General features: G+C 70.1%; 17 protein-coding genes. 7 read left to right on the top strand and 10 right to left on the bottom strand.

Annotation, left to right across the window (positions count from 1 at the left end; all coding sequences use genetic code 11):
* Positions 1–15 precede the first annotated feature (15 nt).
* The 3 genes from SSPS47_RS23235 to SSPS47_RS23225 all read right to left on the bottom strand — a co-directional run bounded on the left by SSPS47_RS23235 (position 16) and on the right by SSPS47_RS23225 (position 3,973).
* Positions 16–1,572, bottom strand: coding sequence for an alkaline phosphatase D family protein (locus tag SSPS47_RS23235; protein WP_164252726.1), 1,557 nt, complete (start codon positions 1,570–1,572; stop codon positions 16–18).
* Positions 1,569–2,147, bottom strand: coding sequence for a phosphoesterase (locus tag SSPS47_RS23230; protein WP_164252725.1), 579 nt, complete (start codon positions 2,145–2,147; stop codon positions 1,569–1,571). Before SSPS47_RS23230 ends, SSPS47_RS23235 begins: the two co-directional genes overlap by 4 nt.
* 614 nt (positions 2,148–2,761) lie before the next feature.
* The gene (locus tag SSPS47_RS23225) at positions 2,762–3,973 is read right to left on the bottom strand and encodes an NADP-dependent malic enzyme (RefSeq protein ID WP_164252724.1); all 1,212 of its coding nucleotides are present in this window, start codon (positions 3,971–3,973) and stop codon (positions 2,762–2,764) included.
* Positions 3,974–4,498: 525 nt separating this feature from the next.
* Between SSPS47_RS23225 and SSPS47_RS23220 the strand changes: the two genes are divergently transcribed.
* Genes SSPS47_RS23220 through SSPS47_RS23210 form a run of 3 tightly spaced genes read left to right on the top strand, consistent with a single transcriptional unit; the run spans position 4,499 to position 7,235 of the window.
* A complete protein-coding gene (locus SSPS47_RS23220) occupies positions 4,499–5,461 on the top strand; it encodes an ABC transporter substrate-binding protein (protein WP_164252723.1) in 963 nt (320 codons plus the stop codon).
* A 29-nt stretch (positions 5,462–5,490) separates the two neighbouring features.
* Positions 5,491–6,438 (top strand): amino acid ABC transporter permease, encoded by a 948-nt coding sequence (locus SSPS47_RS23215; protein ID WP_164252722.1) that lies wholly within the window; start codon positions 5,491–5,493, stop codon positions 6,436–6,438.
* Positions 6,435–7,235 (top strand): amino acid ABC transporter ATP-binding protein, encoded by an 801-nt coding sequence (locus SSPS47_RS23210; protein ID WP_275405168.1) that lies wholly within the window; start codon positions 6,435–6,437, stop codon positions 7,233–7,235. Before SSPS47_RS23215 ends, SSPS47_RS23210 begins: the two co-directional genes overlap by 4 nt.
* 59 nt (positions 7,236–7,294) lie before the next feature.
* Here SSPS47_RS23210 and SSPS47_RS23205 read toward each other — a convergent pair whose 3' ends face one another.
* Positions 7,295–7,984 (bottom strand): class I SAM-dependent methyltransferase, encoded by a 690-nt coding sequence (locus SSPS47_RS23205; protein WP_239065324.1) that lies wholly within the window; start codon positions 7,982–7,984, stop codon positions 7,295–7,297.
* Between the two features lie 191 nt (positions 7,985–8,175).
* On the opposite strand from SSPS47_RS23205, the gene SSPS47_RS23200 reads away from it, so the two are divergent.
* The gene (locus SSPS47_RS23200; RefSeq protein ID WP_164252720.1) at positions 8,176–8,805 is read left to right on the top strand and encodes a CGNR zinc finger domain-containing protein; all 630 of its coding nucleotides are present in this window, start codon (positions 8,176–8,178) and stop codon (positions 8,803–8,805) included.
* Here SSPS47_RS23200 and sodX read toward each other — a convergent pair.
* A complete protein-coding gene (gene sodX / locus SSPS47_RS23195; protein ID WP_147873903.1) occupies positions 8,709–9,128 on the bottom strand; it encodes a nickel-type superoxide dismutase maturation protease in 420 nt (139 codons plus the stop codon). The two genes, SSPS47_RS23200 and sodX, sit on opposite strands and share 97 nt — an antisense overlap.
* A gap of 150 nt (positions 9,129–9,278) precedes the next feature.
* On the opposite strand from sodX, the gene sodN reads away from it, so the two are divergent.
* Both sodN and SSPS47_RS23185 read left to right on the top strand, forming a co-directional pair.
* Positions 9,279–9,674, top strand: a complete 396-nt coding sequence (sodN, locus tag SSPS47_RS23190; protein WP_078075133.1) for a superoxide dismutase, Ni — start codon at positions 9,279–9,281, stop codon at positions 9,672–9,674.
* 228 nt (positions 9,675–9,902) lie between these two features.
* A complete protein-coding gene (locus SSPS47_RS23185) occupies positions 9,903–10,775 on the top strand; it encodes an RNA polymerase sigma factor SigF (RefSeq protein ID WP_164252719.1) in 873 nt (290 codons plus the stop codon).
* 136 nt (positions 10,776–10,911) lie between these two features.
* Here the strand turns inward: SSPS47_RS23185 and SSPS47_RS23180 are convergent, their stop codons facing one another.
* A complete protein-coding gene (locus tag SSPS47_RS23180; protein WP_164252718.1) occupies positions 10,912–11,340 on the bottom strand; it encodes a RidA family protein in 429 nt (142 codons plus the stop codon).
* Between the two features lie 68 nt (positions 11,341–11,408).
* Positions 11,409–12,341 (bottom strand): DMT family transporter, encoded by a 933-nt coding sequence (locus tag SSPS47_RS23175; protein ID WP_164252717.1) that lies wholly within the window; start codon positions 12,339–12,341, stop codon positions 11,409–11,411.
* A gap of 171 nt (positions 12,342–12,512) precedes the next feature.
* On the opposite strand from SSPS47_RS23175, the gene SSPS47_RS23170 reads away from it, so the two are divergent.
* Positions 12,513–13,091 (top strand): TetR/AcrR family transcriptional regulator, encoded by a 579-nt coding sequence (locus tag SSPS47_RS23170; RefSeq protein WP_239065323.1) that lies wholly within the window; start codon positions 12,513–12,515, stop codon positions 13,089–13,091.
* On the opposite strand, the gene SSPS47_RS23165 is transcribed toward SSPS47_RS23170, so the two are convergent.
* The 3 genes from SSPS47_RS23165 to SSPS47_RS23155 form a co-directional block, all read right to left on the bottom strand.
* The gene (locus SSPS47_RS23165) at positions 13,013–15,289 is read right to left on the bottom strand and encodes an MMPL family transporter (protein ID WP_164252715.1); all 2,277 of its coding nucleotides are present in this window, start codon (positions 15,287–15,289) and stop codon (positions 13,013–13,015) included. The two genes, SSPS47_RS23170 and SSPS47_RS23165, sit on opposite strands and share 79 nt — an antisense overlap.
* A gap of 131 nt (positions 15,290–15,420) precedes the next feature.
* Positions 15,421–15,693 (bottom strand): hypothetical protein, encoded by a 273-nt coding sequence (locus SSPS47_RS23160; protein WP_147873909.1) that lies wholly within the window; start codon positions 15,691–15,693, stop codon positions 15,421–15,423.
* Entirely contained in the window at positions 15,693–16,073 is a 381-nt protein-coding gene (locus SSPS47_RS23155; RefSeq protein ID WP_164252714.1) for a helix-turn-helix domain-containing protein, read from the bottom strand. The genes SSPS47_RS23160 and SSPS47_RS23155 overlap by 1 nt, the downstream gene beginning before the upstream one ends.
* Positions 16,074–16,126: the final 53 nt, after the last annotated feature.

Genomic DNA, 16,126 nt, shown 5'->3' with positions numbered 1-16,126 from the left:
CGCCCCCACTCGGTCTCAGTCCCTGCGGTACTGCGCGGGCGAAGACCTCGTCGCCGGGTCCTCGTACGCGCCCGCCGTGCCCCGGTCCACATGGAACGTGGTCAGGGTGGAGACGGCGGAGGCCGGGTCACGGCGGTCGTCGATGACCCGCATATGGGTGCTGAATCGTTCCGGCGTGACCTCGTACACGTCGTAGCCGTACCGGTTCCCCTCGAAGTACTGAAGGTGCGGGTTGGCCGCGCCCATCAGCGGACCGTTCGTGGCGTTCCACTGCGCGTCGTACGCGCTGGAGCTCACCGAGTGCGCGGTGAACTCCGTTCCCACGATGGGCGATTCGGTGTCGTCGTAGTCCGGCCGGATGTCGTCGACGAACGCGGAGTGCCAGTCGCCGGTGAGCACCACGAGGTCTTCCAGCCCGCTGGTACGCACATGCTCCAGCACCTCCTTGCGCTCGCCGAGGAAGCCGTCCCACTGGTCGGTGAACATGAAGCCGCCGCCGGGGCGGCCCCGGAGCTGGCTGAGCATGATCGAGTTGGCCCAGACGTGCCAGCTGTCGGGCGCGCGGTCGACGGTCTTCTTCAGCCAGGCCTTCTGACCGGAGCCGAGGATGGTGCCGTCGGGGAGGTTCTGCGCGGAGCGGTACTGCCGCAGGTCGAGCACGGCCAGCTCCAGCAGGTCGCCCCAGCGGCGTACCCGGTGGATGTCGATGTCCGGCAGGACGGAGTCCCCGGCGCCGCGGTGCGGCAGGTGTTCGTACCACGCCTGGTACGCGGCGGCCCGGCGCCGCATGAAGGGGGCGCCGCCGCCCGTACCGCTGTAGTCGTTGACCACCTCGTGGTCGTCCCAGGTCAGGAACCAGGGGTGCGCGGCGTGCGCGGCGCGCAGCGACGGGTCGCCCTTGTAGAGGGCGTGGCGCATCCGGTAGTCGTGCAGCGTGTGGATCGCCGGACCGTTGTGGTCACGGATGTCGCTGCCCTCGGGGCCGTGCTCGTAGATGTAGTCGCCCAGGTGGATGACGAAGTCGAGGTCCTCGCGGGCTATCCCGCGCAGCGCCGCGTAGTGGCCCTGCGGGTAGTTCTGGCAGTTGGCGGTGGCGAAGCGGGCGGAGCGCACACGGCCGGTGGGTGCGGTACGGGTCCGGCCGAGGCGGCTGGTCCTGCCGAGCGCGGTGAAGGCGTACCAGTACGTCCGGCCAGGACGCAGACCGCCGACCGGCACGTGCACGCTGTGCGCGAGGGTCGCGGAGGCGGGGACGGTGCCGCGCGCGACGACGCGGCGCAGGGCGCGGTCCTCGGCGACGACCCATCGGACGTCGACGACCTCGTCGAGCGGCTGTTCGCCCGGCTCGGCGAAGGGCTCGGGCGCGAGCCGCGTCCAGAGCACGACGCTGGTGGGCTGCGGGTCGCCGGATCCGACGCCGAGCGTGAACGGAGCCTCGTCGTACGCCGATCCGAGCGCCTCCGCCGCCTCTCGGGCCTGCGCGGGCGAGAGCCCCGAGCTCAGGGGCCAGACCACGTTGAGCGCGCCCGCGGCGCCGGCGGCCTTGAGCAGATCACGTCTGTTGAGGGTCACGAGTGCCTTCCCGATGCCGTCAGGCGGAGTGAGATCTCGTCGGCGTAGCCGTCGTTCGACGTGCCGGCGCCGGTACGGGTGAAGGAGAGCTGTACACGTGCGGACCGGGCGCCCGGCGGCACCGCGGCCTCGGCGCTGCGCTCCAGCAGTGCGGTGGCACGGCCGCGTTCCTCGGCGGTGACGGGGCCGAGGACGGAGAGCGCGAGCGGGGTCCCGGCGCGGTCCCGGAACTCGACGGACAGCCTGACGCCGTCCTCCTGCGCGGCGTACCCGCCGAGCCAGCCGCTCAGCACGTACCGGACGCGGCCGGAGTCGACGGCGCGGTGTCCTGTCGGCCCGCCGGCGGGTACGGGCACTTCCTGAACCAGGCTGGTCACGCCGCTGTTCCCACCGGAGAAGAACCGACGGCCGGCCGCGCCGGGGCCGGGGTCGGCGGGTGTGGGGTAGCCGTCGCCGACGTCGTACCCGATGATCGCGGGCGCCCCCTGGCGCACGACCCAGCCGACGACCTGCCCGACGGGCTCGGCGGTTCCTCCGGCCCCCTGCTCGGCGTCACCGTTGACAAGCAGATTCACAAGCGCCCCCTGTCTGAGGATGGTTGGCGCGAGGATCTCACCAGGCGGGGGTGAATGGCGGGGGTTGTCGGGGTTGCGGTTTCGTCGCCACGGCCGGGTCCATCCGGCGGGGTGGTCAGGGGTTTTGGTTGCGGTTGTCGGTCGTGGGCGGGGTGCGGGGCCTCCGGAGGGGCATGTCCGGACGGCGTGATTTACGGCGCGTGCCCCGTTCGTTGGATCCGCTGACCCGTCTTGTTCACGCGCCACAAATCAGCCTGAGTGTCCGAACACACCCCTCCTGCGACCCCGCCCCCCTCGCGCTGTCACGTGGCGCTGTTCACACCCCACCGGTCCGCGGGTTGGAAGGGGGACGCGCAGGGGTCGTGTCCGGACACTCAGGCTGATTTGTGGCGCGTGAGAAGCCCGGTTCCCCATACACCAACGAGCCTTGCACGCGCCGTAAATCACGCCGTCCGGGCATGACCCCGGAGCGGCACCCGGCCACCACCGCGACCACCCCGAGCCCGGTCGGCGATTGAGGCCAAAACGGCCCGCACGGCGCGGACCCGGCAACCGAAGCCCCGGCCCGCAGGGCCGCCCCCCGCCGGGGACGGCGACCCCGCAGACGAGACCGGCTAGCGCCGCGCAACCCCCTCCGCCCGCGCCGCCGCCGCGACCGCCGACGTCACCGCCGGGGCCACCCGCTCGTCGAACGGCGACGGGATCACGTAGTCCGCCGACAGCTCGTCACCGACCACGTCCGCCAGCGCGAGCGCCGCCGCGATCTTCATGCCCTCCGTGATCCGCGACGCCCGCACCTGGAGCGCGCCCGCGAAGATCCCCGGGAACGCCAGCACGTTGTTGATCTGGTTCGGGTAGTCGCTGCGCCCCGTCGCCACCACCGCCGCGTACTGGTGCGCGATGTCCGGGTGGACCTCCGGGTTCGGGTTGGCCATGGCGAAGACGAACGACTCCGCCGCCATCGACGCGATCGCCGGCTCCGGGACCGTACCGCCCGAGACGCCGATGAAGACGTCCGCGCCCGAGAGCGCCGCCTCCAGCGAGCCGGAGAGACCCGCGCGGTTCGTCAGTCCGGCCAGCTCGCGCTTGACGTCGGTCAGGTCGTCGCGGTCGGGGCTGACGATGCCCTTGCGGTCGGCGACCGCGACGTCGCCGATCCCCGCCTCCAGCAGGAACTTGGCGATGGCGACGCCCGCCGCGCCCGCCCCGGAGATGACGGCGCGCAGGTCCCCGAGCGTGCGCCCGGTGAACTTCGCCGCGTTGCGCAGCGCGGCGAGCGTGACGACGGCCGTGCCGTGCTGGTCGTCGTGGAAGACGGGGATGTCGAGCCGCTCCCGGAGCCTGCGCTCGATCTCGAAGCAGCGGGGCGCCGAGATGTCCTCCAGGTTGACCCCGCCGAAGGACGGCGCGAGCCGCACGACGGTGTCGATGATCTCGTCGGTGTCGGTGGTGGCCAGCGCCAGCGGCACCGCGTCGACGCCGCCGAACTGCTTGAACAGGATCGCCTTGCCCTCCATCACGGGGAGTGACGCCTCCGGTCCGATGTCCCCGAGTCCCAGGACCGCGGTCCCGTCCGTCACGACGGCGACGACCTGCGACTTCCAGGTGTAGTCGTGGACCAGCTCCGGGTTCTCGGCGATCGCCGTGCACACCTTGGCGACACCGGGCGTGTAGGCGAGTGACAGGTCGTCCTTGTCCCGGACGGGCACGGTCGACTGGATGGCCATCTTCCCGCCGCGGTGGAGCGCGAACGCCGGATCGAAGGGCTCGTCGGTCGCGCCTTCGCTGTCGCTCTCACTGCGAGGATTCACGATCTCCGCTGCCATGTTTTTGACCCCTTAAGTCTCTTCATCAGTTGAGGGTGTCCACTCCTGGGTTACGGAGGGGTGGGCGGGCACCGCGTACGAGACCTGTTATCGGCGGTTGGGACGCCGAACAGGAGGATGTGCGTACACGCGGGCGCGCCGCACACGCGCCCTGAGCCCCGGATGAGGGGTGTAGCTGTCCTTCATACCGGACGGGCCGGACGTCCACGTCTCCTTCTACAAGCGGTGACATGACTCATAGCGGAGTTTCGGGACACTTACGCCGCACGACACGAAACCACCCGAAGGGGCAGGACGGGACGGAGATCGTCCGGCCGGAAGAAGGCATTCCCGCAGATGGTCCGGTCTTGATGTGCCGGTCCGCTGGGACACGGGGGTCACCCGTTATCCGATTTTGACATGACGGGGCCCCTGATCGGACCAGTCCGAATGGCAAGATGCCCTAATCAATCACACACGGTCGCGACACTCGATGGCGCGTGCCAACCGCGTGGTAAGTCCCTCGTCCGCCGGAGGATCCTCATCATGACCGCCAGCTTCACCAGTCGTACCACCGCCGGGAAGTCCCGGATCGCCGCGGTCGGCGCGATCGCGGTCGCCGGGTCACTCCTGCTGACCGCCTGCGGCGACCAGACCGACAGCGGGAAGAAGGACTCCCCCGCCACGACGAAGAGCGCCCCGCTGGCCGATCAGCTGCCGAAGGCGATCGCGGACAAGGGCGTCATCCGCGTGGGCTCCGACATCGCGTACCCGCCGGTCGAGTTCAAGGACGACGCGGGCAAGACGATCGGTATCGACCCCGACATCGCCGACGCGCTCGGCAAGCAGCTCGGTGTGAAGTTCGAGTTCCAGAACGGCACCTTCGACACGCTGCTGACGGGTCTGCGTTCCAAGCGCTACGACATAGCCATGTCGGCCATGACCGACACCAAGTCCCGCCAGGACGGTGTGGACTCCGAGACGGGCAAGAAGGTCGGCGAGGGTGTCGACTTCGTCGACTACTTCACCGCCGGTGTCTCGATCTACACCAAGAAGGGCGCCGACAACGGCATCGCCAGCTGGTCGGACCTGTGCGGCAAGAAGATGGTCGTCCAGCGCAGCACCGTCTCGCACGATCTGGCCAAGGCCGAGTCGACGAAGTGCACGGACGGCGACAAGAAGGCCATCGGGATCGAGCCGTTCGACAACGACCAGCAGGCCCAGACCCGCCTGCGCGCCGGTGGCGCCGACGCCGGTTCGTCGGACTTCCCGGTCGCGGCGTACGCGGTGAAGACCTCGGGCGGCGGCAACGACTTCCAGCTCGTCGGTGAGCAGATCGAGGCCGCCCCGTACGGCATCGCGGTCGCCAAGGGCAACGACGAGCTGAGCAAGGCGCTCCAGGCCGCGCTCGACGCGATCATCGAGAACGGCGAGTACGACAAGATCATCGCGAAGTGGGGCGTCGACGCCGGCGCGGTCAAGGAAGCCACGATCAACGCCGGCACCTGATCCGCGCCCGGCTCCGAAAGGCAGCATCCGTGTCTGTTGACATATCGAAGTCGGACGGCCCGTCCGACGCGCCACCGTCGGGACCCGCCGGGCCGGAGGCCATCAGGGCCATCCCGGTCCGGCACTACGGGCGGTACGTGAGCGCGGTCGTCGCTCTCGCCCTGCTCGCGACGATCATCTACGCGTTCTCCCAGGGCAAGATCAACTGGGGCGCCGTACCGGACTACTTCTTCGACGACCGCATCCTCAAGGGTGTCGGCCAGACGATGATCCTCACCGTCCTGTCGATGGCCATCGGCGTGGTCGGCGGCATCGTCCTCGCGGTGATGCGGCTGTCGAAGAACCCGGTGATGTCGTCCATCGCATGGTCGTACATCTGGTTCTTCCGCGGCACGCCGGTGCTCGTCCAGCTCATGGTCTGGTTCAACCTGGGTCTGGTCTTCGAGTACATCAACCTCGGGCCGATCTACAAGGACTACTGGGCCAGCTTCATGACGCCGTTCCTGACGGCGCTGCTCGGCCTCGGTCTCAACGAGGCCGCCTACATGGCGGAGATCTGCCGCGCCGGTCTGCTCTCGGTCGACGAGGGGCAGACGGAGGCGTCGCACGCGCTGGGCATGAGCCACGCCAAGACGCTGCGCCGCGTCGTGATCCCGCAGGCGATGCGGGTGATCGTGCCGCCCACCGGCAACGAAGTCATCAACATGCTGAAGACGACGTCGCTGGTGGCGACCGTGCAGTTCTACGAGTTGCTGAGATACGCGCAGGACATCGGGCAGACGTCCGGCGCCCCCGTCGAGATGCTGTTCCTCGCCGCCGCCTGGTATCTGCTCATGACCTCCGTCCTGAGCGTCGGTCAGTACTACCTGGAGCGGCACTACGCGCGTGGCTCGCTGCGTACCCTGCCGCAGACCCCGTTGCAGAAGATCAGGGCCAATCTGCTGTCCCTGGGCCGCCCGAACGGAGGCACCGCATGACCGCCATCGCGAAGACGACGGACGGTGCGAACGGCGCGAACGCGATGGTGAAGGCCGAGGCCGTACACAAGTCGTTCGGCGCCGCGCACGTACTCAAGGGCATCGACCTGGAGGTCGCGCCGCGCGAGGTCTTCTGTCTGATCGGGCCCTCCGGGTCCGGCAAGTCGACCTTCCTGCGGTGCATCAACCATCTGGAGCAGGTCAACGCCGGGCGGCTGTACGTCGACGGCGAGCTGGTCGGCTACCGCCAGAGGGGCGACAAGCTCTACGAGCTGCGGGACTCCGAAGTGGCCCTGAAGCGCCGGGACATCGGCATGGTCTTCCAGCGCTTCAACCTCTTCCCGCACATGACGGCCGTCGAGAACATCATGGAGGCACCGATGCAGGTGCGCCGTGAGCCGAAGGCCGTCGCCAGGGAACGGGCTATGGGGCTCCTGGACCGGGTGGGGCTCGCGGACAAGGCCAACGGCTATCCGTCCCAGCTCTCCGGCGGACAGCAGCAGCGGGTGGCGATCGCCCGCGCGCTGGCGATGGAGCCGAAGCTGATGCTCTTCGACGAGCCGACGTCGGCGCTCGACCCGGAGCTGGTGGGCGATGTCCTGGACGTGATGCGCGGTCTCGCCGAGGACGGCATGACGATGATCGTCGTGACGCACGAGATGGGCTTCGCGCGCGAGGTCGGCGACGCGCTGGTGTTCATGGACGACGGGATGGTCGTGGAGTCGGGCCATCCGCGCGAGGTCCTGACGAATCCGCAGCACGAGCGGACGAAGTCGTTCCTGTCGAAGGTTCTGTAGCCGCGGCGACGAGGGGTGCCACGGGCCGTCGGGTCCGTGGCACCCCTCGTCCGTGCCGCCTACTTCAGGGCGAGCATCAGCGAGTCCGACGGCGAGGACCAGACCGGGCGCGCCTCGCCGAAGCCCGCGTCGATCAGGGTCTTCGCGTGCCAGGCGACGGAGGGGGTGTCGCCGTCCGCGTGCTCGCCGTAGATCGCGAACCGCTCGGCGGTCGGCCCCGCGAGCTCCGGGTCCTTGGCGGCGAGGTCCCACCAGTCGGCCCAGTCGACGGCGCCCTCCGCCTTGGCGCGGTCCATCTCCCGGTGCCGGTGCGCGCGTTCGGCGGCGTTGATGCGGGGCGTGCCCTCGTCCGTCATGTGGTCGGCGTTCATGAAGACGCCGCCGGGCCTGACGAGGCCGGCGATCTGCCCGTACAGCACGGCCAGCGGTTCGCTGTGCAGCCAGTGCAGCGCGGTGGCGGTGAGGACGGCGTCGTACGACTCGTACGGCAGCTTCGCCGTCCAGTCGGGGTCCTTGAGGTCGGCCCGCACCAGGGTCAGGCGCGTGTCGTCGGCGAAGTAGCCGCCCGCGACGGCGAGCAGCGCGGGGTCGAGGTCGACGCCGGTGCTGGTGGCCGCCGGGAAGCGGTGGAAGAGCCGGTCGGTGATGCTGCCCGTGCCGCAGGCGAGGTCGAGCACCCTCGGTTCGGGTCCCACCAGGGCCTCGACCATGTCGAGCATCACCCGGAAGCGCTCCTCGCGGTCGGGCATGTACCACTCCTGCTGGCGGTCCCAGCTGTCCTGCCAGGCCCGCCAGCGGAGCCGCTCCGGCGTGGGCGCGCCCCTCACAGCGGTCCCCGTGTCCGTCCCCGTGTCCACCATCGAAACCCTCCGCTCCGTAATACCCTGTAGGCAAGAACAGCTATTACGCCGACCCTAGACCGCTGCCGTAAGGACTACAAGTGGAACTGGCCTCTTACTCGGACTACGCCGTACGCCTGGTCAACACCGAGGAACCGGCCCGCGGTACGGACACCCTGACCTCGGTCGAAGCGGTCCGCGCCCTCTTCGGCGCCTCCACCCAGGCGTCGCGCCGCGCGACCGACGCGGACGTCACCCGCTTCCGTTCCGTACGGGGACGGCTGCGCGCGATCTTCGCGGCGGCCGACGGGGACGAGGCCACGCACGCGGTCGACCTGCTCAATTCGCTGCTGCTGGAGTTCCCCGTCAGCCCGCAGATCTCGGGCCACGACTTCCTCGACGACGAGGGGCGTCCTCGCTGGCACATGCATCTGGCCGAGCACTCGTCGAACGCGACCTCCGGGTTCGCGGCGATCGCCGCGATGGGCCTGGCGTTCCATCTGACGGAGTACGGGGTGGACCGGCTCGGCCTGTGCCAGGCCGCGCCCTGCCGCAACGCCTACCTCGACACGTCGACCAACCGCTCGCGCCGCTACTGTTCGGACCGCTGCGCGACACGCGCCAACGTCGCCGCCTACCGGGCCCGCAAACGCCTGGAGACGGAGCGGTCGGACAGCACGGGCCGCAGCGCGGAGAAGGCCCACGCGAACGCGCCGGCCACCGACCGCTGATCCTCGGCGCGCGGCCGGTAACGGGCCCGCACCCGGCCGAGCAGCAGTTCGCCGGGGACGGCCCCGAACACCCGGCTGTCCCCCTCGGCGCCCGGATTGTCCCCGAGCACCCACCATCCGCCGTCGCGTCGCTCGACCAGCCGCTTCACGATGAGCAGATCCTGCTGGAGCGGATGTTTCAGTACGGCGATGTCCCCGACCCTCACGGGTGCGTGGTAGTGCACCAGCAGTTGGTCCCCTTGTTTCAGGGTGGGATACATGGACGGTCCCGACACCTCCGCGATCCCCAACAGCGCTCTCGGCTCGCGCCCGTGCTCCGTCATCCGGCACCTCCCGGTCCCACGGTACGTTCCGCCGCCGGTCCCGATCCGACCCCGGACTTTTGTCCTAAGCCCTAGGGGGCACTCGCGAAATCCGGCCTCTCACGGAGTAATGTCCCACCTGAGAAGACGATCACGAGGAAGGACAGCTCCATGCTTTCCCGCCTGTTTGCACCCAAGGTGAAGGTCAGCGCTCACTGCGACCTCCCCTGCGGCGTGTACGACCCCGCCCAGGCCCGCATCGAAGCCGAGTCGGTCAAGGCCGTCCAGGAAAAGATGGCGGGCAACGACGACGCGCACTTCCAGGCCCGCGCCACGGTCATCAAGGAACAGCGCGCCGAACTCGCCAAGCACCATGTCTCGGTGCTGTGGAGCGACTACTTCAAGCCCCCGCACTTCGAGAAGTACCCGGAGCTGCACCAGCTGGTCAACGACGCCCTGAAGGCGCTGTCGGCCGCGAAGGGCTCGACGGACCCGGCGACGGGCCAGAAGGCCCTGGACTACATCGCCCAGATCGACAAGATCTTCTGGGAGACCAAGAAGGCCTGACCCCTGGCTGGGCCCCCTGACCTGCACTTTCGCCGGTCATCATGCCTGCCGTTCCGCACCCGTTCCGCGGACGCCGAGAGTGGCGTCCATGCCGGAGCGGGTGCGGTCTTCTTTTCGGGGGCGACGACGGGGAGAAAATGTGTGCGGAGCGCGCATAGCCGGGGGAGGGCAGGGCACACGTCGCGTCGGCGAGCCCCCCGCTCGCCGATCCGGGAGGGAATCAACATCATGTCCATGTCCACCCAGTTCACGAGAACCGCCGAACCTCTGACGGGGCCACGGGTCGGGGAGCTTCCGTGGATCGAGGACGCGGGTCAGGTCGCGCCCAGGGACGCGCGTGAGTTGTCGAAGGTGTTCTTCCAGCAGTTGCAGGTCCTCGAAGAGGGCACGCACGAGTACCAGTACGCGCGCAACACACTGATCGAGATGAACCTGTCGCTGGTCAGGTTCGCCGCCCAGCGGTTCCGTAACCGGGACGACCAGCTGGAGGACATCGTCCAGGTCGGGACGATCGGTCTGATCAAGGCCATCGACCGGTTCGAGCTGTCGCGCGAGGTGGAGTTCACCTCGTTCGCCGTGCCGTACATCGTCGGTGAGATCAAGCGCTTCTTCCGTGACACCAGTTGGGCCGTGCATGTGCCGCGCCGGCTCCAGGAGTTGCGGATACAGCTCGCGCGGGCCAAGGACCAGCTCGCCGTGCGGCTCGACCGGGAGCCGACGGTGAGGGAGTTGGCCGAGCATCTGAAGCTGAGCGAGGAGGAGATCATCGAAGGGCTGATCGCCGCCAACGGGTACAACTCCGACTCGCTCGACCTGCCCGCCGATTCCGGCACGGGCGCCCCCGGCAGGAGCGGTGCGTCCGTCGCCGACTTCGTCGGCGCGTGCGACCCCGCCATGGAGCTGGTCGAGGACTTCCACAGCCTGGCGCCGCTGTTGAGCACACTGGACGAGCGGGAGCGCCAGATCCTTGAGCTGCGCTACGGGCAGGAACTGACCCAGTCCCAGATCGGCGAGCGCTTCGGCGTCTCGCAGATGCAGATCTCCAGAATCCTGGCCCGGACCCTGGCCAAGCTCCGGGACGGCATGCTCGCCGACGGCTGAGCGAGCCACCCGAGCCCACCCGAGCCACCCGAGCCGCTGCGGACCGCTGTGGACCACGCCGGACCGCTGCGGACCGCACAAGCCGCGTCGACGCCGCCGTCCGCGCCCCCGGACCGGCGGCGTCGGCGTCCCGGCGTCAACCGGCCGGAAGTGCGAGGTCCTCGGCTTCGGCGACCTCGGCCACCGCCGTGATCTCCACCAGTTGCCCGGTGTAGCCGAGGCACCCGACTCCGAGCAGTGTGGACGTGTGCGGCCCGGTGGTGAGACCCGAGGCGTGGACGACGTCCCAGACCCGGCTCAGGTCCGCCGGGTCCGACGACACCACGTACACGTCGGTGGTCACCACCCGGTCCAGATCGCTGCCGACGGCGCGCAGCGCGGTCTCGAGATTCGCCAGGACCTGTTCGGTCTGGGCCGCGAAGTCGCCCGGCCCGACGAGTGTGCCGTCCTTGTCGAGCGGTACGGAGCCCGCCAGGAACGCCAGGCGCCGGTCGGTCTCGACGACCGCCGCGTGCGCGTAGCCGGGCGGCGGGAAGAGGGCGGGGACAACTCTGCGCCGCACCATGCGGTCGCTCCTTTGCCTGTTGGTGGGTCTGCGAGGCATCGGGGCACCGGCGCGGAGAAGGCGCGCGGTCACACCCACGTGCCATTGTCGGCGCGACGGGCCGGCACGTCACCGGAGTTTCCGCCGGGCGCCGTACGGGCCGCCCCGCCCCGAACGACCACCACCGCGAGCAGCGCGACGGCGAGGCCGGCGGCCGTGCTCGGGCCGAAGGGTTCGCCGAACATGATCGCTCCCCAGACCGCCGTGACGGGCGCCATGAGGAACATCAGGGTGTTCACCCGCATCACCCCGGAGCGGCGCAGGACCAGCCAGTAGAGGCCGTATCCGCCGAACGTCGCCAGGACCACCAGCCAGCCGACGGCCACCCAGAAGGACGTCTCGGCGGGCGGCACCGCGGCGCCCGCCGCCGCCGCGAGGGCGGTGAAGACGACGGCGCTCGTACCGCAGTGGATCGTCATCGCCACGGAGGGCGCGACCACCGTGCGGGAGCGGCTCTCCAGGAAGGTGGCGGCCACCAGCGACAGCATGCCGAGGAACGGCACCCCGTACGCCCACGGCTCGACGCCCTGCGCGGCCGCCGCGTCCGCCGACGTCACGACGAGCACGCCCGTCACCCCCAGGCACAGGCCCAGCCACTGGCGCCCGGAGACGTGACTCCGCAGCAGGGGTCCGGCCAGCGCGCCCGCGACGAGCGGCTGCGTCCCGTCGATCAGGGCGGTGGTGCCGCTGGAGACGCCGAGCTGGATCGCGTAGTAGACGGTGAGGAGGTAGCCGCTCTGGGACAGCGCGCCGATCACGCACTGGCGCAGCACGTCGCGCGCCGTCAGCCCGCGCCAGGCGGCGCGGGCGCGGGTGACGGCGACCGCCCCCAGGACCAGCGCCAGGGGCAGGAACCGCCACATCAGGACCGTGACGGCGTCGGCGCTGCCGGCGCCGAGCTTCGCGCCGATGAAGCCGGAGCTCCAGCAGAGGACGAACGCGACGGCGAGGAGGAGGTTCATGGCAGGACACCGCCCTTGGGCGAGGAGACAGGTATACCGATCTGTTTACTCACCTCCTTCACTATACAGAGCGGTATACTTTTCACCATGAGCCGGATCACGAGCAGCACCCCCGAGCAGCCGACGCCGGCGCGCGGGACGAGAAGGCCGCAACCACCCCACCGGATCGTCCTGACCCCCGGCGCGCGCCGCGCCCTGGACGCGGCGTCGCGGCTCTTCTACGAACGCGGCATCCACGCCGTCGGCGTCGACCTCATCGCCGCCGAGGCGGGGGTCACCAAGAAGACGCTCTACGACCGGTTCGGCTCGAAGGAGCAGATCGTCGTCGAGTACCTGGCCGGCCGCGACGAGCGCTGGCGCGCCTTCCTGGACGAGCGGCTGGCCGCCGCTCCCCCGTCACCCGCCGAGCATGTCCTCGCGGTCTTCGCGGCCTCGCGGGACTGGGTGGCCGAGAACGGCTCGCGTGGGTGCAGCATGGTCAACGCCCATGCGGAGATCGACGATCCGGAGCATCCGGCGTACGCGGTCATCACCGGCCAGAAGGCGTGGATGCTGGAGCTGTTCACCACGCTCGCCCGGGAGGTCACGGCGCCGGGCGAGGCCATCGGGTCCGAGGCGGCCGACCGCCTCGCCCGTACGCTCATGCTCCTGCACGAGGGCGCGCTCGTCGCTCACGGCCTCGGGATCTTCCCCGACGCCGTCGGATTCGCCCGCGACCAGGCGCGTTCCGTGCTCGCGCCGTACTCATGACGGCCGGCCGAGCTCCCCGACCCGCCCCGGCCCCACCGCCCCGGCATCGTCCAGGCCCGGTCCCCCAGCAACGTGAGCGACGCGGGCAGCAGCACGCCCCGCACGACGGTGGCGTCGATGAGGATCGCCACCGCCATCCCCGTGCCGAGCATCTTGTACTCGATCGAGGACAGCGTCGTGAAGACCGAGAAGACGCCGACCATGATGGCGGCCGCGCCGGTCACGACACCCGCGCTGGCGGCGATGCCGCCGACGATCGCCTCGTGCGAGGCGTCGCGGCCCCCCGGTGAACCGGTCCACCGCTCGCGGATCCGGCTCAGGATGAAGATGTGGTAGTCCATGCTCAGCCCGAAGAGAATGATGAACATGAAAAGCGGCAGCCAACTCACCACTCCCCCATAGGCGTTGAAGTCGAGCAGTGACTCCAGCCGGCCGCCCTGGAAGACCGCGACGAGCACCCCGTACGCCGCGCCGATCGACAGCAGGTTCAGCGCGATCGACACCAGCGGCAGGGCGAGCGAGCGGAAGGCGACGGCCAGCAGGACGAAGGCCAGGACGAGAACGAAGGCGAAGACCAGCGGCGTCCGCGCGTTCACCTGCCGGGTGAAGTCGTACGGCATGGCGGTCCGGCCCGCGACCGCGACCTCGACCCGGTCCACGCCCTCCACGGCCCCCACGGTCGCGGGCAGCGCCCTCTCCCGCAGGAACTCCAGGGCCTGTTCGGACCGCGGGTCCGTACCGGCCCCCGCCAACGGCACCCGTATCACCAGCACCTCGCCGACCGGCACCATCGTGATCGGCTCGCGCAGCGCCCCGTCGCTCCGCGCGGCCTGCTCGTGCAGCCGGTCGGCCGCCGCCCGTATCTCCGGGCCGTCGGCCGACACCACCACGCGAGCGGGCGTGGTCACGCCGGGGAAGACCTGCTGCATCCGGGCGCCCGCGTCCGCGGCGGCCGAGACGCCGCGCGGCAGGCTCTGGATCTGGGTGGCGTCCTGGAGGTGCATCCCGAACGCCGGAAGGGCCATGACCGCGAGGAGGAGCGCCGCGACGCCGCCGGTGAGCAGTGGACGGCGTACGACGTGGCCCGCCACGGCCGTCCAGAGGCGGGAGCGGCCCGCCGCCGTACGCCGCCGTCCCAGCCACGGGATCCTGCCCAAATCGACGCGGTCGCCCAGCGCGGCCACCAGCGCGGGCAGCGCCGTCACCGATCCGAGCACCGCCAGAGCGACCACCAGGACGGTCCCGAGCGTCAGCCCCTTGAACACGTCGACGCCTGTGAACAGCAGGCCGGTCATGCACACCATGACCGTCAGACCGGACACCAGGACGGCGTGGCCGGAGGTGCGCGACGCGATCCGCAGCGCCTCCTGGACGGGGTGCCCCGCCGCGCGCTCCTCGCGGATCCGGCGCAGATGGAACAGCGAGTAGTCGATGCCCACGGCCATGCCGATGAGCAGCACGATCGCGGACGCGGCGCTGTTGAAGGGCACCCACCGGCCGAGCGTGTCCAGCAGGCCGAACGCGGCGGCGACGGCGGTCGCCGACAGCAGCAGAGGGATCCCGGCGGCCGCCAGTGAGCCGAAGACGACGAGCAGGATCACGACGGTGAGGGGCAGCGAGGTGGTCTCGGCGCGCCTCATGTCGCTCTTGATCACGTCATCGACCGCCGACGCGAGGCTGGAGTCGCCGGCCTGGTCGACGCGCGCCCCGGGGTGCTGCCGCGTCACCTTCTCCACTGCGGCGTCCGCGGCCTGTCTGTGGGCGCCGAACTCGGCGTCGGGACCGGCGATCTCGAAGGTCACGAGGTCGGCCATGCCGTCCCCGGACACCCAGCGCCCGCCGTGGGCGCCGAGCGGAGACCCCACGTCCCGTACGGCGTCGGGCACCGCGCGCAGCGCCGCGACCAGGTCCTTCGTGGCGGCGCGCCGGGTCGCGGGGGCGGCGCCGGCGCCGGCCCGGATCATCACGTTCTCGCGTATCGAGTCACCGGCGTCCTGCGCGGAGACCATCCGCTGGCCCCGGCCCGCCTCACCGGGGTCGGTGGCCCTGGCCTCTTCACCGGGGAACAGGGAGCCGGACATGACGGCGATCACGACCAGGAGCAACCACGCGGCGATGGCCGCCGTACGGTTTCTGGCGGACCAGCCGGCGACGGACTCGACGAGTCCGGCGCGCTCTGACTTGATTCGGCGCAGCATGAGCTGCTCTCCTTCTTCCGGAGGGTCGTATCCGTGGAGCTCGCCGCGAGGCGAGGTGGATCGTCCTTCTGTGCCCGGGTCGTCGAGTTGCCGCTCGACGGCCCGGGGTTGTGTTCTGCCCGGTTGCCGGGCTACTCGACGTCCTTGAGGATCCGTTCCAGCGATCCGGTGCGGCTCTGGAGATCGGTGAGCTGCCGGCCGAGGTCGGCGAGCTGCTTCTCCGTACGCCGCTGACCCTCCACCGCCTGGGCGGCGAGCTGGCGGTACTCGTTCTCGTCGGCCCTGACCTCCCTGGCCCGGCGGCCAACGGTGAAGTGCCACAGGGTGAGCGTCACCACGATCAGCAGGATCGCGAACAGGCCTATCGCTCCGATGACTTCCTGCCACGCTTGCTCGTCGTCCATCAAGTGGCCCCCTTCTCGTCTCTCTCGTCCTTCTGACTGCTCCGACTGCTCCGACTGCTCTGACTGCTCTGACTGCTCAGCGTCTGCACGGCGGTGACGATGTCCTGCGGCGTCAGAACGACCGCGAACGCGTTCACCTCGTAGAACTTCATGGCCTTCCCGTCCTCCGACAGCTCCAGCCGCGAGGTCACCAGACCGGCGGCTTCGAGCTTCTTGAGATGGACCTGGAGCAGCGCCCTGCTGATGTCCAGCTCCCTGGCCAGCCGGCTCACGTAGTTCCGTCCCCCGGCGAGCGCCGCGACGACGCGCAGCCGGTGGGGGTTGGACAACGTCGCCAGTACGCGCACCAGTTCGTCGCCCGTGGGCACGGGTGGGCTCATCGCGGCCTCCTGCACATGCAAAGAAAAGTTAGCAGGTGCCTACGTGAATTACT

Source organism: Streptomyces sp. S4.7 (genome assembly GCF_010384365.1).
Lineage (GTDB): Bacteria > Actinomycetota > Actinomycetes > Streptomycetales > Streptomycetaceae > Streptomyces.
This window is presented reverse-complemented; position numbering and strand designations above follow the sequence as displayed.

Coding starts and splice junctions, on each gene's coding strand:
- SSPS47_RS23220 (WP_164252723.1), top strand. CDS start 4,499: ATGACCGCCAGCTTCACCAGTCGTACCACCGCCGGGAAGTCCCGGATC.
- SSPS47_RS23225 (WP_164252724.1), bottom strand. CDS start 3,973: ATGGCAGCGGAGATCGTGAATCCTCGCAGTGAGAGCGACAGCGAAGGC.
- SSPS47_RS23160 (WP_147873909.1), bottom strand. CDS start 15,693: ATGGACGACGAGCAAGCGTGGCAGGAAGTCATCGGAGCGATAGGCCTG.
- SSPS47_RS23175 (WP_164252717.1), bottom strand. CDS start 12,341: ATGAACCTCCTCCTCGCCGTCGCGTTCGTCCTCTGCTGGAGCTCCGGC.
- sodN (WP_078075133.1), top strand. CDS start 9,279: ATGCTTTCCCGCCTGTTTGCACCCAAGGTGAAGGTCAGCGCTCACTGC.
- SSPS47_RS23205 (WP_239065324.1), bottom strand. CDS start 7,984: ATGCCCGACCGCGAGGAGCGCTTCCGGGTGATGCTCGACATGGTCGAG.
- SSPS47_RS23180 (WP_164252718.1), bottom strand. CDS start 11,340: ATGGTGCGGCGCAGAGTTGTCCCCGCCCTCTTCCCGCCGCCCGGCTAC.
- SSPS47_RS23210 (WP_275405168.1), top strand. CDS start 6,435: ATGACCGCCATCGCGAAGACGACGGACGGTGCGAACGGCGCGAACGCG.
- SSPS47_RS23155 (WP_164252714.1), bottom strand. CDS start 16,073: ATGAGCCCACCCGTGCCCACGGGCGACGAACTGGTGCGCGTACTGGCG.
- SSPS47_RS23165 (WP_164252715.1), bottom strand. CDS start 15,289: ATGCTGCGCCGAATCAAGTCAGAGCGCGCCGGACTCGTCGAGTCCGTC.
- SSPS47_RS23185 (WP_164252719.1), top strand. CDS start 9,903: ATGTCCATGTCCACCCAGTTCACGAGAACCGCCGAACCTCTGACGGGG.
- sodX (WP_147873903.1), bottom strand. CDS start 9,128: ATGACGGAGCACGGGCGCGAGCCGAGAGCGCTGTTGGGGATCGCGGAG.